Below are 24,793 nucleotides of genomic sequence, written 5' to 3'. Positions count from 1 at the left end.
CACGACCAGCGAGAGGTCAGAGAGCGCCGGCGTGCTCCCGAAACTCAGGCTGACGTTGTCGAACCGAAGTGTCGTCATGGGCCCTTGGCCGCATCGCCGCCGCTCCCAGGGCAAAGCCGAGCAGCGCCAGCGTGAGAAGGACCTGCACGCTGGCGAGCGCCGCGACGACAGGTTCGGGGCCGTTGGCCTCGAGGGTGAAGACGCGGACCGCCAGCGGCGCTCGGCCGGGCGGATAGTAGAGGACGGCCGTCTCCAGGTCGCGCAGGCAAAACACCATGGCGAACACCCAGGCGCCGAGAATGGCCCGCCAGTGGAGCGGGACCACGATGCCCGCCAACGTCCGCAGATAGCCTGCACCGAAGACCCGGGCGGCGTCCTCGATCTGCGCGGGCGTCTGCGTGCATGCGACGGCGAGGGTCCGCACGCCGACGACGGCGTAGCGGCCGACGAAGCCCAGCACGATGATGGCGGACGTCTGATACACCCAGGCCGTTTCCGGCTGGTTCCAGATCGCCGCCAAGCCGACGCCCAGCAGCGCGCCGGGCGCCACGAAGGCCAGTAGTGCGACGAGGTCGAGGCGGGTCGCCGCACGATCTCTGCGGCTCAGCAGCGGGCCGAGCACGACGCCCAGGGCCACGATGGCCGAGGCGGCCCAGGCCGCCGGGACGAGGCTGTTCCAGACCGCGCCGCCGATCCAGAGCGGCAGGTCGGCGAAGCCGCGCAACCCAGCGCGCCACCCGAGCGCGAGGAGCGGCGTGATCGACAGGCCGGTGACGCTCCAGCAGAACACCGCGGCGGGCCACCGCCATCGGCCAAGCGCGAACGGCGCGCTCCGGAAGCTGCGTAGGCCGAGGACGGCGAACGACCGACGCCCGATGCTCCGTCGCTCCACGGCTGCGAGCGCCAGCGCGACGACCAGGACAGGCAGCAGGAGGACGAAGGCCTCGGCGGGGGCGAAGTCGACTCCACCCAATCGGGCGAAGACCGCGGCCGCGTAGGTGCGCACGCGCAGAAACATCGGCGCGCCCACTTCAGAGAGCGTCAGCGCGGCGACGACCACTGCGGCGAGGGCGATCGCGGGCAAGATCGCCGGCAGCAGGATTCGCGCGACGATCCGTGGAGGCCGCGCGACGACGCGAGCGGCCTCCTCCTGCGACGGATCGACGTTCCATAGGGCGAGCGCGGCCAGGGAGGTGACGATCGGTGCGAACGTGAGCCCGAGCACCAGCACGGCGCCGAGGTCGCTGAACAGGAGGCCGGCGGAGGCTTCCCCGCCGATCAGGCCGTTCCGGCCAAATAGGTAGAACCATCCCAGCGCCGGCAACAGGGGCGGAACGAACATCGGCGCGGCGTGCGCGACAAGCGCGATGCGGCGCCCCGGTGTGTCCGTCCGCGCAACCAGCAAGCCCATGGGAAGGCCGATGGCGAGCGTGACGGCCAGCACCGCGGCCGTGAGCGCCAGCGTGCGAGCCAGCAGCAGCCACGGCTCCACGGCACGGAGCGGCGCGAAGCTGGGCGCGGCCTCGTCGCTCCCGGCGAGGAGGACGAACAGCGGCCAGAGCAACGGCGCCCAGGCAGGCGACGACCACGACCGCCCCGGCCGCGCTGATCGCGAGGTCCCGCGCCTTCACGAGCGCGCCGGAACTATAGCCCGGACCATTTGCGAAGTTGCGGCTGAATGCGATCCATCACCGCGGCGAGCGCCGCATAGTCGATGTTCATCGCGCGGATGCGTGCCACCGGCACGACATGGGCGGGCGTCGCCACATCGGCGTGCAATGGCATGTGAGCCGCGGCGTCGACCATCATGCGCTCCGCCTGCGGCGAGACCAGGTAGTCCGCCAGACGCCGCGCCGCCTCGGGATGCGGCGCGCCGCGGATGAGCACGACGCTGGTGGGCATGACGAGCGTGCCGCCGGCGTCCTGATCCGGATAGACGATGTCCACGGGCGCGCCGCTCTTCACCGCGTCGAATGCGTCGTCGGTGTCGGTCAGGCCGAACACGACCTCGCCCGAAGTGACCAGCCGCTTGACCTCGCCGTTGGAGCTGGCGATCCGCACGTCGTTGGCCTTGAGCGCGTCCAGGAAGCGCGTCGCCTCGGCGTCTCCCCCAGTTTGCGAACCAGGCGGCGACATGCATCGTCGTGGTGCCGTAGAGCGGGTTGGCGATGGCGGCCTGCCCCCGCCAGCGCGAGTCGGCCAGATCGCGCACGGACCGCGGCGCCGGCGCCCCGCCAGCCTTTCGCGGTTGACGAGCAGGACGCGGGCGCGTGCCGCTGACCCGGTCCAGTGCCCCTGGGCGCTCTTGAAGGCGGGCGGAATTCCAGCTGCACTTGTGGGTGTGTACGGCTCGACCAGGCCACGGCTGACCAGCAGGAAAGGTCGGACCGGATCTCCTGACCAGAACACATCGGCCTGCGGATTGGCGCGCTCGGCGATGAGCCGGTTCAAGATGCCCGTGCTCTTCGTCTCCTCAGTGTCGAAGACACTGCGCACCCGCACGCCGGTGTCCGCCTCGAAGCGGCGGAACACGGGCTCGGAGAACACCTGGTCGACGGAGGTGTACACCACCACCTCCGGCTTCGTGGGCGGCCTTTCCGAACAAGCGCCGGCCGTGACGAGCAGCGCGATCGCGACGAGCATCTGGAGCGGGTGGCGCATCAGCTGTTCCCCTCAGCGCGGCGTGTCGAGGTTGGCGATTGAAAGGTCATCGAACTGGGTGACGCTGTCGGCCTTGGTCCACAGCCCAACCTTTCCGGCGCCGCGGAAGGTGACGTCCTCGACCTCGAAGAGCTTGCGCCCCTCCAAATATACCTCGAACAGGGGACCGCGGGCTGCGACCCGCAGCGTGCCCCAGCCCTGGCCGGGCACGTCGGCGTCGACGCCGTAGGTCTTTCCGCTCACGCCCTTGACGGGCAGGTCGATGCGTTTGCCATTCTCGACCTTGTAGAGAACGACGTTGTCCTCCAGGGCGTTCGCACGCACGACGTAGTAGTTGTCGGCGTCGCGGTATCGCCAGACGAGACCTGCGGCCTGGTCGACGCGGCCGGACACGGTGCGGAAGCGGACGCTCACGTCGACGTCCGTCGCTGACACGCCGTCGTAGACGAGCACCGGGAAGCGGTAGTTCGTGCGGTCGGCGTCGGTTTGGACCACGACCAGGGCGCCCGAAGGGGCGCCTTCGGCCCGCTGCACCTGCCAAACCCCGGGACGTCCCCGACCGGTAAGGGCGGTCGTGAAGCCGGCCGGCGCCTGGCCGGCGGCCGCGGCCTCGAAGTCCACTACCTGCACCGTCGCGGGCATCGCCCTGGCCGGCTGCATCGCGCTCGCCGCCGGCGGCGGCGCCGAGGCGTCGCACCCTGAGAGAAGCCCCGTCAGAAGCATCAGCACCGTTCTCATCACTGCCGTCTCCTCATCGAAGAGTATGCGCCCCCATCGGCGCGGGTTGCAGATGCTTGAGCGGTGCTCGCGCGCCATGGCGGCGACCTCGTGCGGTCCGCGCGATAGACGACGTCAGCCGCATGGCCACGCCTCGCGGAACGCCAGGTTGACACCTGCCATCATTGGAAACTCCGCGAAGTCCGGGTTGCGCTTCGACCAGCCGACAAGGATCGGCGCAAGCTGCTCCGGGGTGTAGTTCAACCCGCAAGTGCCGGCCTTGTGCCCTCCGGCCCCGAAGGCCTGGGTCGCATCCAGCGCCCCCAGCAGATAGGCGGCGCACCAGCTCCGGGGATCGGCTCCATTGGCTTCGCAGATCGCCGCCAGCCCGCCCACCGTCGGCTTGAGCGGAGGTCCGTTGGTTCCGATCGCGGCCGGCGCAGGACGCGTCGGCGGGTTGTCGCGCGCCACCACCCACGTCACGGCGCTCGCGACCAAAATGAAGGCGGCTGCGACCGCGAGCGCGAAGCGCCCGCGGGTCATGGTCGCGAAACCTTCACGTGGTCGAGGGCGGAGCGCAGCCCGCGCGCGAGCTTCTGGGCCTCGTCATTGGCCCAGAAGTGCAGGAAGAACAGCCGTGGCTGGTCGTCGAGCATGTGGTTGTGCAGCGCCGTGACCTCGATGCCGCTGGCCCGCAGGGCCCGGATCACAGGGTTCACCTCGTCGGCCGTGAGCACGAAGTCGCCGGTGATGGCCGCCTTGCCGCCGCCTGTGGACTGGAAGTTTAGGACGATGGCGGAGCCCATCGCTTCCGGGACCACGGCCCCGCCTTCCTTTACTGGCTCGGCACGCGGGATGCTGAACTGATAGACGCCGCCGTTGGCCTTTCCCGTGTAGCCCAGGAGCTGTTCCACCCTCGCGGTCTGGAACTCGATCGGCGGCGCCGTGGCGGCCGTCGCGGGGCTCAGAGGCGTCCGGCTTAGCGTCAGAGCTTTGTTCAGGGTGGACGCTAGCTTCACGGCGTCGCCGTGACCGCCGACATGCATGTACATCGTGGCCGGCTGCGAGCGCAGCAGGTGGTTATGGAGGGCCGTGATCTCGAGGCCGTTCTCCACAAGCACCTTCATGACCGGGTTCACCTCGTCATGCGTCAAGACGAGGTCGCCCATCACCATGGCGTGGTCGCCCATGTCCTGAAAGGCCAGCCAGGACCCGAGGGCGAGAGCAGGGCGGATGGGCGTCCCATCCAGCGTAACCCGCAAGTCGGTCCGCGGAAGCCCTACACGGTAGATTCCATCGGCCTGCACGGAGCCGTCCTTGCCCAGGGCCTTGCCCACCGCGGCCCAGTCGGTAGCGGCGGCCGCTGGCCCGGCGGAAGCAGCGAAGGCGGCGAGCGTGGCCAGCAGACCGATCCACCGTTGCTTGGGCATGTGCGCGAACCTCCGGGATGGGTGGCCGCCGCCCCCTCAAGGAGGGGCGGCCGGCGCTTCGGAGCCAAGTCATGGACGCTGCGGTTTAAGGCAGTTTTAGATGAGGCCGCGCAGCATCGAACAAACCGCAAAATACGGGCGACCAGGCCATGCCGCACAATGTCGGCCAAACCCCAGGTCCGGCGGAGCTTATCTCAGCCTCATCGCCGTGACAGGCGTCGCACGACTGTCGCGGCGATGGCGGCAGGCGCCTCCTGCGGCATTGGCGATACGGAGCTGACGTTAATTTCGCAGAGCACGAAGCTGTCCTCACCTGCCGAATTCTTCGGCCCGAGCAGGAAGTCCGCGTCCCAGAGCGCCGGAAGGTCTTCCGTGGCAAGCCTCAGCGATCGAACGAGCGCCGGCGCCCAGCGGTCCTCAAGCGCCCGGCGCAGGGCCTGGAATCTCGGGTCGTCCGGGCCGGAGTAGGTGCGCGGCGGCGTCGGCTCACCGTCAGGATCGAGCAGCGCCCGCACCTTCTGCCACCCGAAGCCCGCCAGGCGTTCACCCGACATGTAGCAGCGGACCATGCCGTCGGAGAGGCGGTGCTGATAGGCCTGGTCCACGAAGCCGCCGACCCGCACGAGCTCGTCCGCGCGGGCTGCGAGGAAGTCAGCGAGCGGTTGCTCCGCCGCTCGCGTGCGGTCCCGCGCCTCGATCAGCCGCACTTGGCCAGAATCCAGCAGTTCCACGCGCCAGACGCCGATGCCGCTGTGGCCGCGGTTCTGCTTGAGCACCCGCGGACCGGTCGCGAGCCGCGCGGGGAAGCCCTCGATGAGTTCGGCGACCGTGGGGTAGAATCGCGCGTCGCCGCTCCAGCCCAACTCGGCCGTGCTCGCGAGCACGGCCTTGACGCCCATCCGGTCGATCACATCCGGATGGGCGCTGACCAGGACGCCTTCGGCGGCGGCCGCGCGAAGCAACCGGTCGAGCCCGTGCCGGAATCGACCGTCCTGCACCGGATTCACCCAGACCAGGGCTGCGTCGCAGTCCCGAAGCTCGCGCTCAAACTCCGCTTCGCGCCCCTCATCGTAGACGCAGGCTATCGGCTCCAGCCCCGTCTCCCGGAGGCTCGCGGCGACATGGCGGAACCGCCCGTTGTCCAGGTCCAGGGGGTTGTCTCGCGAAATGATGGCGACCTTCGGCATGGCCCTCTCGCGTCTGCGGTTGCCCGGAGGGGCGGCGGACTTCGCGCGCCAACACCCGCCCCGAGTCGACCCAGGTCAGGGCAGCGCTTGGATGAGGATCGTCTTGAAAGCCGGGCGTCTGCCGAAGGCCCGACAGCCAAGATGTAGCGGCCCGTCGCCGCGCCTTCAAGGCGGCCGGGGCGAGCCCCGAGCACCATCATTTCTCGGAAGCGCGGCCTTGGCGGCCTGTAGCCTGGAGTAAATTCGGCCTGAGACTTCGGCGAACCTGCGGAGAGCACCGTTTCCTGATCATCGCCACCTTTGCCAAGGACGGCCCGAGCCGCTGCAGCGAGGTGGATGTGCAGCAGTTCGAACCAGCCAAACTGGCGGAGGAGATCGGGCCAGACTACCAGACGCTCTACGCCGCCAAGCATGATCACATCACCCCTGCCGGCAACCTGCAGCGCTTCTCCTGGTGCGTCCTGCAACGCGGCGGTTCTGGCGAAGTCTCGCCCGGAGCTGCATGCGCCCACGGGGAAGGGTGAACACCCATTTTCATCCATCTCCACGTAAGCGGTGTTGCGAGGCCACCGTCAGTCGGTCACTGACCGAGCGGTCACAGCCATCCGCGACGTCGGAAGTAAAAGTAGGGGACAGCGGCCGAAAGAAACATGAATGCGAGCGCCCATGGGTAGCCAAGTCTCCAGCGCAACTCGGGCATGTGGTCGAAGTTCATGCCGTAGATGGACGCAATCAGGGTCGGAGGCAGCAGCGCAACGGCCGCGACGGAAAAGAGCTTGATAATCTGGTTCTGCTCCAGATTGATCAAGCCGAGGGTCGCGTCGAGCAGGAAGTTGATCTTGCCGGACATGCTGTCGGTCAGTTCGCTCAGCGCCGACGCGTCGCGTTGGAGAAGGCGAAGGCGCTGCCTGGCTTCCTTGTTGGTGCGCGGGGCGCTAACGTCGAGAGCCGCATGGTAGCTCAACACCCGCTGCACGCTCGACAGGCTCTCCCGGATCATGGCGAGAAGCTCACCCCTGCCTGCCGATCTGTTCGATCATGCCTTGGAGGTTCTGGCTGACCAGTGCCTTGCCCCGGCGTTTGCGGAAGACGGCCCGCGAGATGCCGTCGATCTCGGCCCCGGTCCGCTCCAGGGCGTCCGCATAGCGGTCGATCACGGCCTCGATCAGCCCCAGCATGACGGCTTCGCCTGATGCGAGCGGCTCGCCGGCCTTTTGGGTCGTTCGCGCCACGAACGCGGAGACCGCCCGTGTGTCGGTGTAGCGGACCGTCACCAGTTGCGGTCCCTTCAGGATGAAGGTGACCGGCGTTTTGACCGGGTCGTCCGTTTCCAGCCCCGCCGCGACCGTCGCGATCATGAATGATCCCCCGCCTTCAACGTAAAGACGGGCCGAAGGCTCGACGTCATCCATCTCGTCTCGTGTCGGGATGTCCAGGCCGACGAGCTTCTCGACGAAGAGGTCCTCCTCCTGTGTCGGAGCGAGCAGGTCGATCCACACCGCATGCATGGCCAGATCGTCGGCGGGCTCCAGCCGCGCCAGTTTGTCGTCGCTCCAGCGGTACGCGTTGAGCATCGGGGCTTCCTTATCGAGGACGCCCCAGGAGCCGAACGCCCTCAGCGCGTCGCTAACAGAGGGGACTTCGACCTTCCGGGTTCATGTCACGGGGTCCAGGGCGTCGCCTGGATCGGCGACGGATTGCGCTTTGCTGTGTTCGGCGCGATGCGTCAATGGCTGCGAGAGCTAACGCTCTATCGCTTCTCGCACGACGAGCTTCGCGGATAAGCCTGGTGAGCGGCGCGTCGGGGTAGCTGGTCCTCATTGCGGCGATGACCAGTCCTCATCCGCGGGTGGCTTGAAGCGCCGCTGCGGCCTTTCCACCTCCTGAAAGCAGCCGGGCCCCTCTGGCGGTCTCAAGACCGCGATGTCGGCGGCGCTGGACGTTGCCGCGCCTGAGCACGTCCCTTGAGGAGGCTCGCATGAGGCGGTTCAACTTCATCTGCCCCGACGCCAGGACAGATGCGGCCACCACGGGCGCTTGCAATGGTCTGACGCGCCGGAATGTCCATGCGGCATCGGAGGAGCCGACGGGAGGCCAACCGCAGCTGACGCATGTGGCAGCCGCGATGCGCCGCCGCGATCGTTGGCAGACCGCCGCGGCGCTGCTGGCCGTGACTGCAGCCTGGGTCGGATGGGGAATGGCGATCAGCGCCGATGGCCAGCTGGGCGGTCACCTAACCTGGAGCGGCCTTCTCATAACCACGGTTCTGCCTGCGGCGCTCTCGATCGGTGCGTTACTCCTCACCGCGCTGCAGACGCCTGCAGCCGCAACTCCCAAATCCAGGTCCGCCGTCGCGAGACTATGTCGAGCGCGCCGCTGCCAGGACGGCTACCGCCGTAGAACGGCTTCGACCAGATCGCTGCGGAGACGAGTCGGTTTTCAGTACGATGATGGCCCGGCCGGGTCGAGGGTGCGGCCGCCCTGTAGGCGAACCGCGAACTTGACCCGACCGCGCCGACAGCGCCAGGTGGGCGATGCCTTCTAGGACCTGTCAGGCGCCGGCTGCTGGGTGTGCGGTCGGCTTGCTGCCCGGCAGAGAAACGCCTGCGCCCGACAGCGCTCCTTGAAGCTGCTTCTCCTGTTCTGGCGAAAGGGACGAGCGGAGGACCTGGCCGCGGAAGCCGGAGAGCTCACCCAGCACCTTCTCCGGTTGCACCTTGCGCACCAGGATGAACAGGGCCGAGGTGTCCGGCTTCAGGGTCTTCCCAAGGTTGCGGATGAAGTCGTCGTTGATCCCGTAGTCGGTAAGCGTCGCAGACAGCGCCCCCGCCCCCGCGCCAAGCGCCGCGCCGCTTACTAGGCCGATCAGCGGATTGAGGAAGAGCAGGCCGACAAGGGAGCCCCACGCCGCCCCCCCACAGGCCACCCGTCGCTGTGCCGGCCCGAAGGAGGTCTACGCTCTGCTTCATGTGCAAGCGTCCGTCGTGGTCCCGTATAACGACCACGGCGTCTTCTAAATCAATGAGGTACTCCTTCCGCAGCCGGGTGAGCTCGGCGAGCGCTCGATCCGCTTCCTTCGGGTCCTCGAACCCGACAACAACCAGTTCAGCCATGATGTCCTCCAGACTTGTTTCGATGAGTACTTTTGCGAAGTGAGACACGCTTTGATGCCTGGCCCGAGCAGGCGGCCGTGACCGCAGAGCCGCGCTCCGAGCCGCTCGGGCGAAGGCGTCAGTTGGCGATGAGCAACGGCAGGATGGGCTTCTCGAGGGCGGTGCGGGTGACGCCGCCGAAAACGAGTTCCTTCACCCGCGGCGTCCCGTAGGCCCCCATGACCATGAGGTTCGCTCCTTCCGACAGCGCCGTCTCGATCAACTGAGCGCCAGGCTTGCGGCCATCGGGCGACAGGGTTCTAGGATGGGCGGGCACGCCGTGACGACGCAGGTAATTCGCCGCCGCACGAGCCGACCCGGGCGCGGCCTGGACGCGGCCGGTGTCGAGAGTGACAACGTCGACCCGCTCCGCGCATTTGAGGATTGGCAGGGCCAGAGACAGGGTGCGAGCCGCCGGTTCACTGTGGTCCCAGGCGACGCAGACCCGGTTTAGAACGAGCGGCTCCACTTGGCTGGCGGGGAGGACGAGCACCGGCCGGCCGCTTCCGAACACGAGATCCTCCACGGTTCGGCGTGCGTCGCCGTCTCCTTCCGCTAGCCCCACGATGCTGAGATCGTGCGTACGCGCCGTACGCCCTGGGCGCCGATCGGCAACCTGATCGACGACGTAGGACGTGACGTGGTGCTCCACGCCGTGCGCCGCGCAGATATCGGCTACCATCTTCGCGAAAGCCTCGCCGCGCGTGCGCGAAGTCGTTTTCCAGCTCCAGGATGGCCCCCGCGAAGTAGGGACTGGACCAATGGCCCATCGGCGCAACGTCGATAACGGAGATCGTCGCTTCGATCTCTGCGCCCAGGCGCTGCGCGAGCTCCACGGCGCGGGTAATCGTCGCGGTGTTCGCGCCGGAGGAAACGGTCGAGAGGTGCAGATGAAGGCTGCCGCCCATGGTGCAATGCTCCTTCCAATGTGGGGCCTCTCAGCGCCCCGTATGAAGGCTAGAGCCATGGATGGCTCGCCTTGCTTCAAGGTGGCTCGGCAGTGGAAATCCGCAATGCGATTCAAGATAGATAGATGAATGAAATACAATGAGCTTTATAGATCATGCGCTTTGCAGTCTTGACTGCAGCTCCTGGGCGCCTATTACTTCTGCCTCAGTCGCGCTCTTGGCGGCCCCGCGCATGCCAACGACGACGTGCAACTCTGGACGGCGGTAAGCGCGACGGGGCCGGTGAAAGGGGAGCTGGCGCTGTGGGTCGAAGGACAGCTCCGCGCCGGTACCGGCATCAGCCGTGTGACCCAGAGAAACCTTCGGGTGGGCATTGGATGGGAGTCGGATCCCTGCTTTTTCAGCCTACGCAGGCTATGCGGTCCCACGCCTCACTCACGCCCGACGGCGCTTCCACAACGGAGCATCGCCCGTGGCAACAGCTACGCGCGCGCCCGTTCATTGGCAAACCGCTCGACTGACCAGAGGGCTGCGCCCAGATCCACCACAACTTCTTCGATAGGCTGTGGCTGTCGCAAGAAAGGCAGGCTTTCGATTAGCCCGAACGCTGCCGCGGCAGCAAATTGATCCCCGCGGACCGGGCACCTCTAGTTAGAGCTTCAGAGCTCTTTCTGTGTCGGACCGCGTCGAACTCGCACGCCGGCGCTTTCGACTTGCGCTCGCGAGCTTCGATCCTTTATGAACAGTCTTTTTGAGCGGCTAATCGCTGCTCGCCGCCTATCAAATCGCGAAATCCGCAGAGAGGGTAGCCGCAAGCTTCCCGATCAGACGCGCCTGTCTCGGCTCAAGAAGGAGCGACTGGCGACCAAGGATTGTTTTTGCTCGCCATGTCCCGCATAAGGAAAGCACGCTGCGGTTCGTCAAGGCCATCCTGATACGCATGCGGTGTGCCCGAGCGTAAGGAATTAGGGTGACCGTACCCTGATCGCGCACCAACCAGGGTCGACGGCCTGCACCGGACCTTCGGGCGGCAAGCTCAACGAGGAAGCTATGATCGCCTCCCCCCAACATGCCGGGACGCACTCTGCCCGGAGGCTATAAGCTTGCCTATTTCAAGGGCGATCTGTCCGGCGGGCTAGTGGCCGGCGTCATCGCTTTGCCGCTCGCGCTGGCATTCGGTGTGCAATCGGGGCTCGGCGCAGCCGCAGGCTTGTACGGCGCCATCGCGCTCGGAATCCCTGCGGCGGCACTCGGCGGCACCCGTACGCAAGCGTCGGGTCCGACCGGACCCATGACCGTCGTCTCAGCCTCCGTGGTGGCGACGGCTGTCGCGACGACCGGCAGCGTGGAGGCGGGACTGGGGATCGCTCTGCTCGCTTTCCTTTGCGGCGGCGTCCTGCAAATCCTGCTCGGACTTGTTGGCGTCGGCAGGTACGTCAAGTTCTTCCCCTATCCCGTCGTGTCAGGGTTCATGAGCGGTGTCGGGCTGATCATCATCGTGCTCCAGATCTGGCCGTTCCTTGGCTCCGCGTCGCCAAAATCGCCGCTGGAGGTCTTCACGCGCATTGCCGAACCGATCGCCGCCGTGAACTGGAGCGCGGTGATGCTGGGGGCGATCACCGTAGCGGTGTACTATCTGTTCCCGCGTGTGACCAAAGCGGTGCCAAACGTGCTCGTAGCCCTCCTGGTGGGCACGTTGGTCGCTGTTTTCGCGGACCTAGACGTGCCCAATGTGGGTGCAATCCCCAGCGCCGTTCCCGGGCTGCAGCTGGACCAGATGTTCTCGGTGTCGCCTGAGCACTATCCGCTCATCATCGGGTTCGGCGTCACCCTGGCACTGCTCGGTTCAATCGACCCCTGCTGACCTCAGTGATCGCCGATAACATCACCAAGACCAAGCATGACAGCCGGCGCGAACTGATCGGACAAGGCATCGGGAACAGCGTCGCGGCGATCTTCGGCGGCATCCCAGGCGCCGGTGCCACGAAGGGAACGGTGGTCAACATCAACGCGGGCGGGACGACGCGGCTGTCCGGCGTTGTGCATGGCCTGTTCCTGCTGGCCGTGCTCCTCGGGCTCGGCCGGTTCGTCGGCTACATACCCCTAAGCGTTCTTTCCGGGCTCCTGATTCCCGTTGGCCTCGCCATCATAGACTACAAGGGCTTCCGGCATCTCGTCCGGATACCCCGTGCCGACGCCGCCGTGCTGCTCATCGTCATGGGTATGACCGTGTTCGGAAACCTCATCCATGCCGTCGCGATCGGCGTGGTCCTGGCCAGCATTCTGTTCATGAAGAAGATGAGCGACCTGACCGAGGCGAACTCCCATGTCGGCGAACTCACCGATCAGCCTTGGGCCGACGAAGAGAAGGCACTCGACGCCCATGCAGGGCAAATCTACATCAAGCACATGTACGGACCACTCTTCTTCGGCTCCGCATCGCGGTTCCAGGAGATGGCGAGCACGGTCGACGCGAACGCCGCGCTGCTGGTGATCCGCATGGAAGAGGTTCCCTATGTCGACCAATCAGGGCTTTACGCACTGGAGCAGGTCGCCTTCGACCTGCGCCAGAAGGGCGCTCAGGTGGCCCCTCACAGGCGTTCAGGAACAGCCCCTCGCCATGCTGCGGGACCTGAAGATTGTCCCTGACCTGATCAGCGAGGACATGCTGTTCGCCGACATGGAGTCCGTAAGCGACTGGCTGAAACGCCACGGGCCGCCGGCTCGCGAGGATGGAAACACCATCGCCCCCGTCAGGGTGACTTGATCAAGGGAGAAAACAATGCAGACCGGATCCGAAATTGCGAAGGTGGAAAAGCAGGGCCTTGTCGAGGAGGTCCTCACCAAGGAAGAGCAAGCCAACCTGACGCCGGACAGGGTGATCGCCCTGCTCACGGAGGGCAACCATCGCTTTGTGAGTGGCGAGATGACCCTCCGCAACCACAACGAACAGATCCGCCGCGCAGTCGCCGGTCAGTATCCGAAGGCGGTGGTGCTGTCCTGTCTCGATCCGCGGATCCCGGTGGAGGATGTGTTCGACCGCGGCATAGGCGACATGTTCGTGGCGCGAGTGGCAGGCAACACCGTCAACGTCGACATCCTCGGCAGCATGGAGTTCGCCTGCAAGGTCGCGGGCGCCAAGCTCGTGGTCGTCATGGGTCACGAGCTTTGCGGTGCGGTCATGGGGGGCCATTGATGGCGTCCAGATGGGCCACATCACCGCGCTTCTGGCTAAGATCCGGCCAGCTACGCTCAGAACGGATGGCTTCGGAGGCGCCCGAACCAGCGCAAACACCGACTATGTCCGCTGGGTCGCCGAGCAGAACGTCAGGCTGGGCGTCGAGCGGGTGCGTGCCGAAAGCGTCATCCTGGCCGAGATGGAACAGGCTGGAGAAATCAAGATCGTCGGAGCGATGTACGCGATGGAGACTGGCGAGGTCGAGTTCTTGACTGCCTGAATTGTGGCAGGCCGTTCGCGCGGGTGGTGCACTACAGTCCAGTCGTCCGGTCCAGTGCTGTCCTGTTACTGTCACGCCACCAGCATAGACCCCGCGCAAGAACTCGACGGCCCGGGCGGGCGATCAAGCGGCCATGCGATCCTGAGGAACACAACTGCACCGCTTCGAGCCGCCGCGGCAGATAAATGGGAAAGAACAGAGCAATCTCGAGCTCGGTACTACAGCCTCCGACCTGACCTCCCGCTCGGACCGGGCGTTAGGCAGGGCGCAGCTTCTCGCAGGTTCTGATCGTCAGCGGTTCGGTTCCGGACACCATAGAACGTTGCCGCCGAGCGCGGGTGCGCCCTGATCGCCACGGGCATCGCCAGCTTCGACAGTCCGAAAGATTACACACTTGGGACCACGGTCGACTTGGTCCGGCAAGCAAGCGTTGCGGTCCTCATCGCGACACGCAAGCCGCGACATCCCTATCGCTCGCTAATCGTCGCCACACCGACTTTTCGTCTTGTTCGCGTCGCGCGCTGGAAGCCGCGACACGGCTTGGCGCCGCGATCACGCGCCTCGACGATCTGCGAGGCCGCCCAGATGAGCACGTCGGCGTCCCAGATGGTCGCCATGCCGTGCTGGGGCACGGCCTCGACGCGGATGGCGACGTCGCCGGCGTGGAAGTCAATCGGCGCGACGCCTCGACTTCGCCAGGGAGAAGAACGGATAGGCCAGCCCGGCGCGCTCTGGTCTGTAGGCTTGTCGCTGGACCCGGCAGCCGCCGCGTCGTTTGGCCTGAGCCGGGGTTCCACCTTTCTCCCCGGCCGCTTCAGTCGAGGAGGACCGGAGTGGCGATGAGGGGCCGACTCCCGGGACGGAGATTTGACGCAGCGGCGAAGGCACAGCCGAGCCGCCGACTGGTGGAGAGCCGCCGGGAGATCCGCCTCCAGGGCGAGGCATGCCACCGGTTCCGGCCGCACCTGCGGTGGGTCCGGCGCGCGAGGCGCCACCGGCAATCGAAGCGGCTCCGCGCCCTGCGCCAACGGCCGCGCCGCCGGCCAGGCGAGGCGAGCCAGGCGACCTCGCCCTGGACCAGCCCGAACCCGCTGTCGATGTAACGGGTGAAGACCTCGAGGAACCGGTCGATCGGCCTGTGCCTTGCACGTCAGTGCTCCCGCGAGCCGGGCAGCAGGCGCAACCTGCTCGCGGTTGAAGTATGATCCGCGCCGAAGCCGCCGCATCGCTCGGCTCAGTCGTGGAACATGGCTCCTGCGCAGGAGTGTCGATGCATGTCCCGACCCTTCCGACCCGTAAGCCGTTCGCCTGGCGGCGCTCTTAACAGGCGCCGCCGCATGCGGCTTGCTCGCCCTCACGACCGCCATCGAGCTGCCCACGCGGCTCGCCTGGAACGCCTCGGCGAGCATGTCGATCGGGCCCTACGCCGTGCTGGACGATGATCGCGTTCGGCCCGGAGTGACGGTGCTGGTTGAACCGCCCGAACCGCTGGCCGCGTTCCTCGGCGATGGTGGCTACCTGCCGCGTGGTGTCCCGCTCCTGAAGCGCGTGGAGGCGCTTTCAGGCGCGACCGTATCTCGTGCCGACACGATCGGCCTGATGCAGGTGATGCCCGGCACCTACGCCGAGCTGCGCGCGCGCTACGGGCTTGGAGCCGACCCGTTTGACGTGCGGGACAACGTGCTCGCGGGCACGGCCTACCTTCGGGAGATGCACGATCGCTACGGTGTGCAAGGTATGCTCGCGGCTTCCTTGGGTTGCCACAAGGAGTACGCCCGCATCCATTCCGCCATGTCTTGTTCAGTTGAACCGGACTCAGCGCTCAAGCGCCCGCCGTGCAGGTCCCCCCCGTCCTGAGATGCCAGCAGGCCAGGCCCTTGGATTAACGAGACAGGAAGAGCGGGACCCTGAGATCGCTCAACATGTACTCGGTTGCTCCGCCCAAGACGAACTCCCGAAGTCTCGATCGACCATAAGCCCCCATGACGAGCAGGTCGGACTTGTGACGGATCGCGTACTCGGCGATCGCTTCGCCGGCTTTGCGGCCATCGCTCGGGATTTCGTCCGCGAGCGCCTCGACGCCATGGGCCTTCAGGTGTCGCAGGGCGTCCTCGTTCATGCCGACGCGGGCGTCCGGCTTGTCGTTGAGGATGGTCACCAGGCGCACCACACGGGCCTTGGGTAGGAGCGGCAGGGCGTCCGCCATGGCGCGCGCGGCGGCGCGGCTGCCATCCCAGGCGATGACGATGGTGCTCAGTCCCCGGCCCATGAGGTTCGCCGCGCCTGGCCGGTAAACCACCACAGGACGGCCAGAGCCGAAGATCACGGACTCGGCCACAGAGCGTTCGTCTCCGAGCCGCTCCATGATCGGCACCAGGCACAGATCCCGGGTGCGGGCGTGATAGGCGAGATGTTCGCCGACACGATACATGTCGGCCTTGATGATCTGAGCCTGTCCTTTGCGCTTCTGCTTCGCCAGCGCTTCCGAGAAGTGCCTCACACGGTCTTCGCAATAGCCCAGGCTCTTCTTCTCCTGCTCGGCGCACATCCCGCTGAGCCCAATCATGTGATCGGCGAGCCAGCTGCTGGGGGCCCGAAGATCGACCTGAACGGCCAACGCACTCAGGTCGCCGCCCACCGCCCCGGCGAAACGCACGGCCTGATCAATCGCTTCCGGCGTGACAGGCTCTGGATAGCTGTCGATGTAGAGTAAGATGTCCTTGAACGGCATCGCGTCCTCCTTGGTGTGGGCCGCAGTCGCCTGTCTCCACAGGCGCGCCCGTCGTTCCCGGGCCGCGGCAAGCTTCACCTGATATGGGGAGAGCTCTCACCGTCGCCGCTCAGAAGTGCGCATGTGCAAGATTTGGAATGCTCATCGACAAGTTTGTTTCGCCCAAGCGAAGGCAAATTCTGAAATCGCTTTGTCATTTGCGAAAGCAATCAGCCTTCTCAGCAGATTTCATCTTGCGGTGTCTTGCCCGGAGCTTCGGCGCGCCGATATCAAGAGAGCGGGACCGGGCCCCTCTGACGATCGATGGTCGATCGTGATGTCGGTCCCCATCGGGAGTGCTGGCGCCACGGGGCGATAGCCTCTTCATGAGGAGGACTGCCTTGAGACATCTGAACCTCGCCAACCGTGTGAGGGCCGAGATCAACAAGCTGCGAGGCGCGATCGCGGAGGAACGCCGCAGGGGTCGCACCGAGAGGCTGCAACGGCTTCAGGAACGCAAATCGCAGCTTACCGATAAGCTCGTGGCGCTCGAAATCGAAGCCTATGCCGCCAAGTGGCGATAGGCCCCGGCGCTGCGCCGGGGCCAACCCTCAACAACTCAACGCCAATCGAGACATAGATCATGCAAACCTTTCCTTCCGACCGCCAGGCGAGGACGAAGACCCTGGCGCTCGACGCTTCCGTGGACGCGGGCCTGCGCAGCTACATGCTGGGGGTCTACAACAAGCTCGGCCTTGGCTTGCTCGCCTCGGCCGCAGCCGCCTGGGCCGCCAGCAGCTGGCCGCCGCTGCGTGACGCGCTGTTCGTCATGGAGGCTGGCGCGGTGCGCGGCTACACCCCGCTTGGGATGATCGTGGCCTTCGCGCCGCTCGTCATCCTTCTGGGAGCGGCGTTCTTCATGCGCAAGGCCGCCGCCAAGGGAGCCGGCGCGCTGTATTGGACGATCGTCACGCTTGTCGGCCTTTCGTTGGGCGTCCTCGCACTCACCTACACAGGTCAGAGTCTCGTCACGACCTTCCTCGTCACCGCCGCCGCTTTCGGGGGCCTGAGCCTCGTCGGCTACACCACCAAAAAGGACCTGACTGGTTTCGGGAGCTTCCTGATCATGGGCGTGATCGGCTTGATCATCGCCAGCTTGGTCAATCTATTCCTGCAGTCGTCGGCGGTCGGTTTCGCCGTCAGTGCGCTGGGGGTTCTGATCTTTGCCGGCCTCACCGCTTACGACACACAGCGCCTCAAGCTCGCGTACTACGAACTCGGCGGCGACGAGGCCGCCCGCTCGGTGACGACCAATTACGGCGCGCTCAGCCTGTATCTGAACTTCATCAACATGTTCCAGTTTCTCCTGGCGCTCTTTGGGCAGCGGCGCTGATGTCGCCGTTCTCCCGCCAGTGGGCCTGCCGTCAGGCGCCGCCCCGGGATCGGTTTCCCGGGCGCTTAACCGCCGCCGTGGAGGATTGCGCTTTAGGCGGTGTCACCACGCGACGGCCGAGGCGCCACGTGCTCCTGATCGCCAACCAGCAGTCGAGGCGCGGGCGCGAGGGCCTGGGGGCGGCGAAGGCCGCCCTGAAAGAGGGCGGCTACTCGTTCGAAACCGTGCCCCTGGATCGTGACTGGACGCTCGGTCAGCGCATTCACACACGCCGGCATCTCGTGGACGCTGTCGCGGTGGCGGGCGGCGACGGCACGCTGAACGCGGTCGCTCAGCCGCTGATCGACACGGGTCTGCCGCTTCTCATCTTGCCGACCGGGTCGGCGAATGACCTGGCCCGCACCCTCGGAATACCCACAGATCTGGCCCGCGCAGTTGATCTGCTGAAATCCGGTCAGATCAGGGAGATCGATGTCGGGATCGCCAACGGCCACGCCTTCTTCAACGTCGCCAGTATCGGCTTGGCGGCGCTGGTGACGCAGTTGGTCCACCCGAAGGTGAAGAAGTTGCTGGGGCCTGCGGCGTACGGCCTAGCCGCGCTGCAAGCCCTCACGAAGGTTCGGCCCTTCACAGCGCGCATTCGCGGCGCCGGGTGGAACGTCGAAGTGAAGACATTTCAGATTTCCGTTGGCAACGGGCGTTACTATGGCGGCGGGACGCCTGTGGAGGCGAGGGCGCAGATCGACGACGGGCAGCTCGATCTCTACAGCCTGGAAGCCTCGGACCTCCTTCGCCTCCTGTTGATAGCGCCGAAGATCCGCCACGGCCGGCAGGGGCTCGCCGCGCAGGTGCGCGTGGGCGCCTGCACCCGGTTCGAAGTACACACCCGGCGCGTCCATCCCGTAAGTCTGGACGGGGAGATCGTGACTCAGACGCCGGTGATCTTCACGATCCGCCCCCGCGCCGTCCGGGTGTTGACGCCCCAAGACACACCGCGCCCCTAGGCGAAGACCAGGAGCACGTCGCCCACCCCAAGAAAAGAAGCGCTTGCTGCCCGGATGAAGCAGGCACCCGATCACGAGCGCGACCGCGGCCCAATCAGCACCGGCCAGCGGCTGGCGAGTAGGGCGAGGCCTTTCACACTTGACCTTCGCGCGCCCGGGCAAGACGGTGTCCCGGCACAACCTTCGAACGATCGCCGGCTAGGGGCTCGTTATCAGCTGGAGCGTTTCGCATGAGCAACACGACACGGATCCCCGGGCGCCTTGTCGCTGCCGCACGAGCCCTCGCTGGCGTCAGTCGGGCTGATTTCGCTGGAGCCGCAGGCTTGCTCTCTAAGACCCTCGATGAGATCGAAGAGGCTGGCAGCGCCTGTGTCCAGTCCGAGCAGGACGTGGCGGCCCTCCTGCGTGGCCTCGACTACTACGGCGTTTTGCTGATCGACGAGCGGGATGGCCTGGGTGCCGGGGTCAGGCTAAAGTTCACGCGCCAGGATGTCCGGCAGATCGTCCGCCTTGAAGGCGAGGGCGGTATCGTCGCTTCAGATGACGCGCCCTGATCACAGCGCAGTCGAAGCTGTTTGCAAGGCGCTGGGAACAACCCGAACACCAGGCACTTAACGTGTTCAGCGCGACGTGCCGTTCGGGTGCTGACGCCCCAAGACAAACCGCGCCGCTAGGCGAATACGCGGTAGACTTGCCACGCTGCGAGGCACAGGACGAGCAGCCCGACTGCGATGGTCATGTGGCGCGGCGGCGCCACCCGCGCCACCAATCCGGCCAAAGGCGCGGCGGCGATCCCCCCGACAACAAGGCCGGCCACCTCCACAAGATAGGTCTTGAGGTCGAGCGGCAGGACACCCCGCAGCAGCGCCACCAGGAACGTCGCTGAAATCGCGCTGGCTAGGAAGAACTCCGCGGCGCTCACCGTTCCGACGACGCGGCGCGGCGCGTGACCTCCGCTCATGAGCGTTGACGCCACGATGGGCCCCCAGCCGCCGCCCCATGAATCCAGAAACCCACCGGCCGCGCCGAGCGGAATGGCCCACTTGGCGTTAGGATTGTGCAGCTGAATTTTCCGGAAGGCGCGGACCAGAAGGTATACGCCAATGACTGTAAGGTAGGCTGCCAGGAGGGGGCCGATTAGATGCTTGGGCGCCGCCGTCAGCACGTAGGCCCCGAGCACGCCTCCGGCGACTCCCGCCGGCGCGAGGCGAAGGAACAGACGACGGTCGATGTTCTTGTGCGCCGCGTGGCTAGTCGCAGCGGTCGCCGTCGTGAAAACCTCCGCGGCGTGGACGACAGCCGAGGCCGCGGCGGGGGAACACCCAGCGCCGACAGGACCGCGATGCAGACCACACCGTAGGCCATCCCCAAGGCGCCATCAATCAATTGGGCGAAGAAGCCGACCCCGCAGAAAATCCAGAAAGTTTGTGAGGTCAGGATGTCGGCCAGCATTCCTATGACGAGCCTTTGGCGAGGGACGGTCGAAAGCCGACCGGCGCCGATGCGATGTGTCGAGGGGTCACCATTGGGCGACGACAGCCGCTCCGAATAGCGTGGCGCCCAGGAGCGCGAGCAGAAGAGCGCCGAAGCTCCAGGTCTGAGTGGCGCGTTCGACGCGATCGGCGATTTCGACGCTCTGTTCGCTCCGGCGCGTCCAAACCGCGGTGGGCGATGCCCGTCGCGTTGCGGGACCCGCCCACGAGGGCTTCAACCGTTCCAGGAGCACCAGCACGTCACCCGGCGGGATCCAAGGCTTGCCGCGCGGATGAAGCAGCCGCCCGATCACAAGTGCGACGGCAGCCCCAATCAGTACCGGCCAGAGGCTTGCGAGCATGGCTTTGCCGCCGATGCTGTGACCCAGCCAAGCAGCGGCAGGCGGCCAAAGCCAGACAAAACTGGCAGATGCAGCGACCGCAGTCGCCCACGGCAGCTGGGTGCCAGACGGCTCCGCGCCGTCCTGCCTCAGCATCAATGAGACGAACCTGACCATCAACAGCGTCGTGCCTAAGCTGCTCAGGGAGAGGAAGAGGTCGATCCACCCCGGTCCGACGTCGAGCGCTTTCAGGGCTCCTTTCGCTATCGCTCCGCTGGTCAGCGGCGCGCCGGCAAGGGCGATCGCCGGGAGTATCAGCGCCACGATGCGGAGCTTTCGGCGCCAGCCCGTGAAGGCTCTAGGTCGTCCTGCAGCGCCAAGAAAGAGCGCCGCCTTGGCGAACCCGTGGTGTAGAGCGAAGACAAGCGTCGCGGCCACCGCCGCGTCCGATGCGCTGGCGTCGGTGGCCAGAGCGACACCGACGGCGATCAATCCCATCTGGCTGATGCTGGAGTAGGCCAGCACCGTCTTTGGATTGGTCTGCAGGACCCCGACTGCCACACCGTAGATGGCCGTTGCACATCCAAGCAGCACAAGGAGGTCACTGGCGGCGCCGAGCCCCTCCGGCGGCATGAACCGCAGCGCGCCGAGCAGCCCGACCTTGATCATGGCTCCGCTCAAGACCGCGCTGGCCGGCGCAGGCGCGGCCGGATGGGCGAGCGGCAGCCAGAAGTGCGTCGGAACCAGCCCGGCTTTGATCGCAAAGGCCAGGCCCACGAGGGCGAGACCCAGGGGGGCGGCTGGAAACCCGTACCGAAAACCACGCCCGTCTTAGCCGCCGAGAGCACCGCGCCGCCGAACAGCGCCAGCTCACCGAACACGACAAGGGCTATGTAGACCCCTGCCGCTCTCATTGAGGCGGGCTCCCGGTCGTGCGCCACCAGCCCGTAGGCGGAAAAGCTCATCAGCGCGAAGAAGGCGTAGAAGGTCACCACGTCGCCGGCCAGAGCCACGCCGAAATTCCCGGCCATGGCGAGCAGGAAAACGGCTGCGTAGCTATCGCGCCGCTCTTTTCGCCGCAGGTAGAAGAAGCTGTGCCATGCCGAGATCGCGTACAGAACCGCGAAAAGCGTCAGGAACGTGCGGCCCACGGCGTCGAGCGTCAGACGCGCGTCAAGCATGATCCAAGGCAGGTGTAAGGTGACCTCGGGACTTGTCAGGGCGACCGCCAGAGCGGGCGCCGGCGCAACGAGGCAAAGAATTGGCAGCCATCGCCTGAACGCTTGGACTAGGCCAAGGGCCGCCATCGCGAGCGGCGCCAGTATCGTCGCCAGGATAAGCCAAGCTTCGGGCGTCACCGGATCAATCCTTCCGGAAGCCGCGGGATCTCACCGGTGGCGATCAGGCGCGCCCAGCTCAGCGGACTGAACGGCGCATTGGCGAACAGTCCTACACCGATGACTAGTGCGGCGGTCACCAAAGGCGGCGCCAGCAGGGTCCACTTGATCTCGAGGCGTCCGCTCGCCGCTCCCGCCGTCGCCGCGGTCGGAGCCTTGAACCATGCGCGGTGAAGGATCGGCAGGAGATAGAGCGCGTTGAGGCCGCTGCTGGCGAGCAGGACGAGCACCACCCAGGCGTTCTGGTCGTCGATCCCGCCGGCCGCCAGGTACCACTTGCTGACAAAGCCGGCGAGCGGCGGCACCCCGATCATCCCCAGCGCCGCGACCGTGAACGCGGTCATCGTCCAGGGGAGGCGGCGACCGATCCCGTCGAGATCGCTGACCTTATACAGGTGGACCGCCTCAGCGATGTTGCCCGCGCACATGAAGAGCGTGATCTTCATCAGGCCTTGATGGACGAGATGCATCAGTGCGCCGATCAGGGCCAAGGGGCTGAAGAGCGCGGCCCCCAGCACGATGTAGGACACCTGGCTCACGGTCGAATAGGCCAGCCGACGTTTCAGATCGTCTTGGCGAAGGGCCTGTAGTGAGCCGTAGATGATGGTGAAGGCCGCGAGCCCGGCCAGCGGCAGGGCCAGTCCGAGCTTGACCGTGAGGGCGATGCCGAACACCTCCTCGACGACGCGGATAATGCCGAAGGCTCCAGCCTTGACCACGGCGACGGCGTGCAAGAGCGCGCTAACCGGGGCCGGCGCCACCATCGCCTGAGGCAGCCACCCGTGCGCGGGAAAGAGCGCCGCCTTGACGCCCAAGCCCGCCAGCAGCAGCGCGAAGATGGCGGTGAGCGTGATGGGATCGACCGAGGCCAGCGCTGGGTTTCCAGCGGTGACGAAGTCGAGAGAGCCTGCGGCCGATCCTAACCACACTGTCCCGACAAGCAGCAGCATGCCCCCCGTTAAAGTGTAGGCGAGATAGATTCGCCCGCCACGCAACGCCTCGGGCGTCTGGCGATGGACGACGAGGGGGTAGGTCGCCAGCGTCAGCAATTCGTAGAAGATCAGGAAGGTGTACAGATTGCCGGCAAGGGCGATACCCGTCGTCGCCGCCACGCAGAGGCTGAAGAACCCGAAGAACCGGCTGCGATGCGGGGCATCCTCAAGGTAGCCGATGGCGTAGATGGTCGTGAGCAGCCAAAGGCCAGCGGAGAGCGACAGGAAGAGCAAGGCCAGGGGATCGACCTGGAGGACGAGGTCAGATCCGGCCGCCATCGGCCAGCGCCACGCGTAACGGGCGCCCTCGAAGGCGACCTGCCAAGTCAGATAGGCGACGAGCCCCAGCTTCAGCACAGCCGCGCAGAGATTGATCGTCGTCCTAAGCGCGACGCGCCGCTCGGCGGTCGCGAAGATCAGCGGCGCTGCGATCAGCGAGATGCTGAGCACGACAATTGGCAGCCAGGCGCCGCTCACTGCACGGTCTCCCCGACATTGACCAGTTCCGCAGGCCAGGCGCCCAGCAGCCCGATGCCGACGGCCGCCGCGGCAAGCAGGAGCGGCGTCAGGCTGAATCGCCATGAGGCTGCGTCGCCCACCACCAAGTCCTGGGCGACAGCTTGCTCCTCGGGCGCGAAGAAACGAGCCAGGACACGGGCCATGGCCGCAGCGGAGAGAAGAGTTCCGCAGAGCACGGCGACGGTCCACACGGTAGGACCGTGCAAGAGGGTGGAGTCCAGCAACAGCCATTTGCCGATGAAGCCCCCGCTCGGCGGCAGGCCGACCAGACTGACCGCTGCGAGCGCGAAGGTGATCTTCACGGCGCCCGGCAGCTCGGGCCTGGAGAGGCTGGACATCTGGTCGTCGCCGAGCGCGCGCTGGACTTGCTCACAAGCCAGGAAGAGCGCCGATTTCGCGAACGCGTGAGCCACCGCCAGATAGACGAAGGCTGTAAGCGCCTCTCGGCCACCCGCCCACAAGGGAAAGCACATGAACAGGTAGCCGACCTGCGCCACTGTGGAGTACGCGACCACCAGTTTGAGTCGCTTGGCGATGAGGGCTTGCAATCCGCCCCAAAGGACAGCGCAGGCGCCAAGGATTCCAAGAACCGTGGCGACGGCTCCGGCGCCGACCCCAGTCGGCTCGAAGAGGTCGAGCCAAAGCCGCACAGCAATATAAAGGCTCGCCTTAACAACAAGCGCCGACAGCAAGGCGCTGACCGGCGCGGTGGCGTTGCCGTGGGCCGGTGGCAGCCAGCCGTGAAGCGGAAAGAGCGCCGACTTCATCGCCAGCGCCGCGAGCATGGCGACCATGGCGAGCTGGGTGGCCGGCGCCGGAATCATAACCTGACGCAAGGTTGCGAGGTCGAGGACGCCATACTGAGCGTACAGCAGTGTGACGCCCAGAAGGTAGACAAGCGAAGCAATGATCCCCACGAGCAGGTACCGCATCGCGGCCTTGAAGGCGTCAGCCTTCCCCGAGAGCGCCGCCAGGCCAACCGCCGAGAGGCCGACCATTTCCAGGGTCACATAGAGGTTGAAGATGTCCGCCGAGAGGTAGAGCGCGTTCAAGCCCGCCAGCAGCAGCAGCCAAAGGGGCCAGAAGCCCCAAGCCGCGACCCCTGCCTCGGGGTCGTTCTTTGTCGCTCTGCCGGTCAAGGCCACGTGGACGGCGACGCTCGCGCCGACTAGGTTCGTCATGCCGAGCAAGGCGGCGGACAAGCCATCGGCGGCAAGCCGTATCCCGAGTGGCGCGCTCCACCCACCGACGGCGAGATCGTAAGGCCCGCCTGTCGCGATGAGCCAGACCAGCGCGACCGCGGCCGCCGCCGTTGCGCCGCTCGCCGCCACCCCAATGGCTCGGGCGCGGTTCGGCAAGACAAACGCCGCGGCCCCGCCGACAAGCGGCGTCAGGATGGCGACGGCGGCCCAGTCCACGCCAGCGAGCAGAGCGCCGGCGGCGTCAGACATC

At 66.4% G+C, this 24,793-nt stretch carries 27 protein-coding genes and 1 pseudogene; 11 read left to right on the top strand and 17 right to left on the bottom strand.

Features of this window, described 5'->3' with window-relative positions:
- Positions 1-16: 16 nt before the first annotated feature.
- The 6 genes from LRS04_RS26300 to LRS04_RS26275 all read right to left on the bottom strand — a co-directional run bounded on the left by LRS04_RS26300 (position 17) and on the right by LRS04_RS26275 (position 5,995).
- Positions 17-1,564, bottom strand: coding sequence for an iron ABC transporter permease (locus tag LRS04_RS26300; RefSeq protein ID WP_257819391.1), 1,548 nt, complete (start codon positions 1,562-1,564; stop codon positions 17-19).
- An 80-nt stretch (positions 1,565-1,644) separates the two neighbouring features.
- Positions 1,645-2,661 (bottom strand): extracellular solute-binding protein, encoded by a 1,017-nt coding sequence (locus LRS04_RS26295; RefSeq protein WP_257819390.1) that lies wholly within the window; start codon positions 2,659-2,661, stop codon positions 1,645-1,647.
- 12 nt (positions 2,662-2,673) lie between these two features.
- Positions 2,674-3,477 (bottom strand): hypothetical protein, encoded by an 804-nt coding sequence (locus tag LRS04_RS26290; RefSeq protein WP_257819389.1) that lies wholly within the window; start codon positions 3,475-3,477, stop codon positions 2,674-2,676.
- 36 nt (positions 3,478-3,513) lie between these two features.
- Positions 3,514-3,921, bottom strand: a complete 408-nt coding sequence (locus tag LRS04_RS26285) for a Rap1a/Tai family immunity protein (protein WP_257819388.1) — start codon at positions 3,919-3,921, stop codon at positions 3,514-3,516.
- Positions 3,918-4,808, bottom strand: a complete 891-nt coding sequence (locus LRS04_RS26280; RefSeq protein WP_257819387.1) for a DUF1259 domain-containing protein — start codon at positions 4,806-4,808, stop codon at positions 3,918-3,920. Before LRS04_RS26280 ends, LRS04_RS26285 begins: the two co-directional genes overlap by 4 nt.
- 200 nt (positions 4,809-5,008) lie before the next feature.
- Positions 5,009-5,995 (bottom strand): Cj0069 family protein, encoded by a 987-nt coding sequence (locus LRS04_RS26275; RefSeq protein WP_257819386.1) that lies wholly within the window; start codon positions 5,993-5,995, stop codon positions 5,009-5,011.
- A gap of 338 nt (positions 5,996-6,333) precedes the next feature.
- On the opposite strand from LRS04_RS26275, the gene LRS04_RS26270 reads away from it, so the two are divergent.
- On the top strand, positions 6,334-6,519 hold the full coding sequence (locus LRS04_RS26270; RefSeq protein ID WP_257819385.1) for a hypothetical protein: 186 nt from the start codon (positions 6,334-6,336) through the stop codon (positions 6,517-6,519).
- 71 nt (positions 6,520-6,590) lie between these two features.
- Here the strand turns inward: LRS04_RS26270 and LRS04_RS26265 are convergent, their stop codons facing one another.
- From LRS04_RS26265 to LRS04_RS26250, 4 genes are all read right to left on the bottom strand, one after another.
- On the bottom strand, positions 6,591-6,995 hold the full coding sequence (locus LRS04_RS26265) for a CorA family divalent cation transporter (protein WP_257819384.1): 405 nt from the start codon (positions 6,993-6,995) through the stop codon (positions 6,591-6,593).
- Positions 6,996-7,005: 10 nt separating this feature from the next.
- Complete coding sequence (locus LRS04_RS26260) at positions 7,006-7,569, bottom strand: CorA family divalent cation transporter (protein WP_257819383.1); 564 nt, start codon at positions 7,567-7,569, stop codon at positions 7,006-7,008.
- Between the two features lie 977 nt (positions 7,570-8,546).
- Positions 8,547-8,921 carry a DUF1269 domain-containing protein gene (locus LRS04_RS26255; protein WP_257819382.1) on the bottom strand — a complete coding sequence of 125 codons (375 nt, stop codon included), beginning with the start codon at positions 8,919-8,921 and terminating at the stop codon, positions 8,547-8,549.
- 305 nt (positions 8,922-9,226) lie between these two features.
- Entirely contained in the window at positions 9,227-9,829 is a 603-nt protein-coding gene (locus LRS04_RS26250; RefSeq protein ID WP_257819381.1) for a universal stress protein, read from the bottom strand.
- A 964-nt stretch (positions 9,830-10,793) separates the two neighbouring features.
- Here LRS04_RS26250 and LRS04_RS28630 point away from each other — a divergent pair.
- The 5 genes from LRS04_RS28630 (at position 10,794) to LRS04_RS26230 (ending at position 13,513) form a co-directional block, all read left to right on the top strand.
- Entirely contained in the window at positions 10,794-10,955 is a 162-nt protein-coding gene (locus tag LRS04_RS28630) for a YdcH family protein (protein ID WP_374577645.1), read from the top strand.
- A gap of 169 nt (positions 10,956-11,124) precedes the next feature.
- The gene (locus LRS04_RS26245; protein ID WP_257819380.1) at positions 11,125-11,919 is read left to right on the top strand and encodes a SulP family inorganic anion transporter; all 795 of its coding nucleotides are present in this window, start codon (positions 11,125-11,127) and stop codon (positions 11,917-11,919) included.
- Between the two features lie 5 nt (positions 11,920-11,924).
- Positions 11,925-12,704 carry a SulP family inorganic anion transporter gene (locus LRS04_RS26240; RefSeq protein ID WP_257819379.1) on the top strand — a complete coding sequence of 260 codons (780 nt, stop codon included), beginning with the start codon at positions 11,925-11,927 and terminating at the stop codon, positions 12,702-12,704.
- 133 nt (positions 12,705-12,837) lie between these two features.
- Positions 12,838-13,251 carry a carbonic anhydrase gene (locus LRS04_RS26235; protein ID WP_257819378.1) on the top strand — a complete coding sequence of 138 codons (414 nt, stop codon included), beginning with the start codon at positions 12,838-12,840 and terminating at the stop codon, positions 13,249-13,251.
- Between the two features lie 10 nt (positions 13,252-13,261).
- Complete coding sequence (locus LRS04_RS26230) at positions 13,262-13,513, top strand: carbonic anhydrase (RefSeq protein ID WP_257819377.1); 252 nt, start codon at positions 13,262-13,264, stop codon at positions 13,511-13,513.
- A gap of 530 nt (positions 13,514-14,043) precedes the next feature.
- Here LRS04_RS26230 and LRS04_RS26225 read toward each other — a convergent pair.
- Positions 14,044-14,233: pseudogene (locus tag LRS04_RS26225) on the bottom strand (replication initiator protein A); the annotation flags it as partial.
- A gap of 624 nt (positions 14,234-14,857) precedes the next feature.
- Here LRS04_RS26225 and LRS04_RS26220 point away from each other — a divergent pair.
- Positions 14,858-15,370, top strand: coding sequence for a transglycosylase SLT domain-containing protein (locus LRS04_RS26220; RefSeq protein WP_257819376.1), 513 nt, complete (start codon positions 14,858-14,860; stop codon positions 15,368-15,370).
- 25 nt (positions 15,371-15,395) lie between these two features.
- On the opposite strand, the gene LRS04_RS26215 is transcribed toward LRS04_RS26220, so the two are convergent.
- Positions 15,396-16,244, bottom strand: coding sequence for a universal stress protein (locus LRS04_RS26215; protein ID WP_257819375.1), 849 nt, complete (start codon positions 16,242-16,244; stop codon positions 15,396-15,398).
- Between the two features lie 380 nt (positions 16,245-16,624).
- Here LRS04_RS26215 and LRS04_RS26210 point away from each other — a divergent pair, with 380 nt between their 5' ends.
- From LRS04_RS26210 to LRS04_RS26195, 4 genes are all read left to right on the top strand, one after another.
- The gene (locus LRS04_RS26210; protein ID WP_257819374.1) at positions 16,625-16,807 is read left to right on the top strand and encodes a hypothetical protein; all 183 of its coding nucleotides are present in this window, start codon (positions 16,625-16,627) and stop codon (positions 16,805-16,807) included.
- Positions 16,808-16,866: 59 nt separating this feature from the next.
- Complete coding sequence (locus tag LRS04_RS26205; RefSeq protein WP_257819373.1) at positions 16,867-17,616, top strand: Bax inhibitor-1/YccA family protein; 750 nt, start codon at positions 16,867-16,869, stop codon at positions 17,614-17,616.
- Positions 17,616-18,620 (top strand): lipid kinase, encoded by a 1,005-nt coding sequence (locus tag LRS04_RS26200; protein ID WP_257819372.1) that lies wholly within the window; start codon positions 17,616-17,618, stop codon positions 18,618-18,620. Before LRS04_RS26205 ends, LRS04_RS26200 begins: the two co-directional genes overlap by 1 nt.
- A 323-nt stretch (positions 18,621-18,943) precedes the next feature.
- Positions 18,944-19,174 carry a hypothetical protein gene (locus LRS04_RS26195; RefSeq protein WP_257819371.1) on the top strand — a complete coding sequence of 77 codons (231 nt, stop codon included), beginning with the start codon at positions 18,944-18,946 and terminating at the stop codon, positions 19,172-19,174.
- A 116-nt stretch (positions 19,175-19,290) separates the two neighbouring features.
- Here the strand turns inward: LRS04_RS26195 and LRS04_RS26190 are convergent, their stop codons facing one another.
- The 5 genes from LRS04_RS26190 to LRS04_RS26170 all read right to left on the bottom strand — a co-directional run bounded on the left by LRS04_RS26190 (position 19,291) and on the right by LRS04_RS26170 (position 24,792).
- On the bottom strand, positions 19,291-19,968 hold the full coding sequence (locus tag LRS04_RS26190) for a sulfite exporter TauE/SafE family protein (RefSeq protein WP_257819425.1): 678 nt from the start codon (positions 19,966-19,968) through the stop codon (positions 19,291-19,293).
- Positions 19,969-20,139: 171 nt separating this feature from the next.
- Positions 20,140-21,210 carry a proton-conducting transporter membrane subunit gene (locus LRS04_RS26185; RefSeq protein WP_257819370.1) on the bottom strand — a complete coding sequence of 357 codons (1,071 nt, stop codon included), beginning with the start codon at positions 21,208-21,210 and terminating at the stop codon, positions 20,140-20,142.
- Positions 21,111-21,791 (bottom strand): hypothetical protein, encoded by a 681-nt coding sequence (locus LRS04_RS26180; protein ID WP_257819369.1) that lies wholly within the window; start codon positions 21,789-21,791, stop codon positions 21,111-21,113. The genes LRS04_RS26185 and LRS04_RS26180 overlap by 100 nt, the downstream gene beginning before the upstream one ends.
- The gene (locus LRS04_RS26175; protein ID WP_257819368.1) at positions 21,788-23,299 is read right to left on the bottom strand and encodes a complex I subunit 5 family protein; all 1,512 of its coding nucleotides are present in this window, start codon (positions 23,297-23,299) and stop codon (positions 21,788-21,790) included. Before LRS04_RS26175 ends, LRS04_RS26180 begins: the two co-directional genes overlap by 4 nt.
- Positions 23,296-24,792: a complex I subunit 5 family protein gene (locus LRS04_RS26170; RefSeq protein WP_257819367.1), complete on the bottom strand. Its 1,497-nt coding sequence runs from the start codon at positions 24,790-24,792 to the stop codon at positions 23,296-23,298. The genes LRS04_RS26175 and LRS04_RS26170 overlap by 4 nt, the downstream gene beginning before the upstream one ends.
- Position 24,793: the final 1 nt, after the last annotated feature.

The sequence above is a fragment of the Phenylobacterium sp. J367 genome, assembly GCF_024699985.1.
Lineage (GTDB): Bacteria > Pseudomonadota > Alphaproteobacteria > Caulobacterales > Caulobacteraceae > Phenylobacterium.
Note: the sequence above shows the minus strand (reverse complement) of the source record. Positions and strands in the feature narration are given on the sequence as shown.

Excerpts from the sequence above, each read along its gene's own strand:
- LRS04_RS26295 (WP_257819390.1), bottom strand. The coding sequence starts at position 2,661 with ATGCGCCACCCGCTCCAGATGCTCGTCGCGATCGCGCTGCTCGTCACG.
- LRS04_RS26290 (WP_257819389.1), bottom strand. The coding sequence starts at position 3,477 with ATGGCGCGCGAGCACCGCTCAAGCATCTGCAACCCGCGCCGATGGGGG.
- LRS04_RS26285 (WP_257819388.1), bottom strand. The coding sequence starts at position 3,921 with ATGACCCGCGGGCGCTTCGCGCTCGCGGTCGCAGCCGCCTTCATTTTG.
- LRS04_RS26280 (WP_257819387.1), bottom strand. The coding sequence starts at position 4,808 with ATGCCCAAGCAACGGTGGATCGGTCTGCTGGCCACGCTCGCCGCCTTC.
- LRS04_RS26275 (WP_257819386.1), bottom strand. The coding sequence starts at position 5,995 with ATGCCGAAGGTCGCCATCATTTCGCGAGACAACCCCCTGGACCTGGAC.
- LRS04_RS26265 (WP_257819384.1), bottom strand. The coding sequence starts at position 6,995 with ATGATCCGGGAGAGCCTGTCGAGCGTGCAGCGGGTGTTGAGCTACCAT.
- LRS04_RS26260 (WP_257819383.1), bottom strand. The coding sequence starts at position 7,569 with ATGCTCAACGCGTACCGCTGGAGCGACGACAAACTGGCGCGGCTGGAG.
- LRS04_RS26250 (WP_257819381.1), bottom strand. The coding sequence starts at position 9,829 with ATGGTAGCCGATATCTGCGCGGCGCACGGCGTGGAGCACCACGTCACG.
- LRS04_RS28630 (WP_374577645.1), top strand. The coding sequence starts at position 10,794 with ATGAACAGTCTTTTTGAGCGGCTAATCGCTGCTCGCCGCCTATCAAAT.
- LRS04_RS26245 (WP_257819380.1), top strand. The coding sequence starts at position 11,125 with ATGCCGGGACGCACTCTGCCCGGAGGCTATAAGCTTGCCTATTTCAAG.
- LRS04_RS26235 (WP_257819378.1), top strand. The coding sequence starts at position 12,838 with ATGCAGACCGGATCCGAAATTGCGAAGGTGGAAAAGCAGGGCCTTGTC.
- LRS04_RS26230 (WP_257819377.1), top strand. The coding sequence starts at position 13,262 with ATGGGCCACATCACCGCGCTTCTGGCTAAGATCCGGCCAGCTACGCTC.
- LRS04_RS26215 (WP_257819375.1), bottom strand. The coding sequence starts at position 16,244 with ATGCCGTTCAAGGACATCTTACTCTACATCGACAGCTATCCAGAGCCT.
- LRS04_RS26205 (WP_257819373.1), top strand. The coding sequence starts at position 16,867 with ATGCAAACCTTTCCTTCCGACCGCCAGGCGAGGACGAAGACCCTGGCG.
- LRS04_RS26200 (WP_257819372.1), top strand. The coding sequence starts at position 17,616 with ATGTCGCCGTTCTCCCGCCAGTGGGCCTGCCGTCAGGCGCCGCCCCGG.
- LRS04_RS26170 (WP_257819367.1), bottom strand. The coding sequence starts at position 24,792 with ATGTCTGACGCCGCCGGCGCTCTGCTCGCTGGCGTGGACTGGGCCGCC.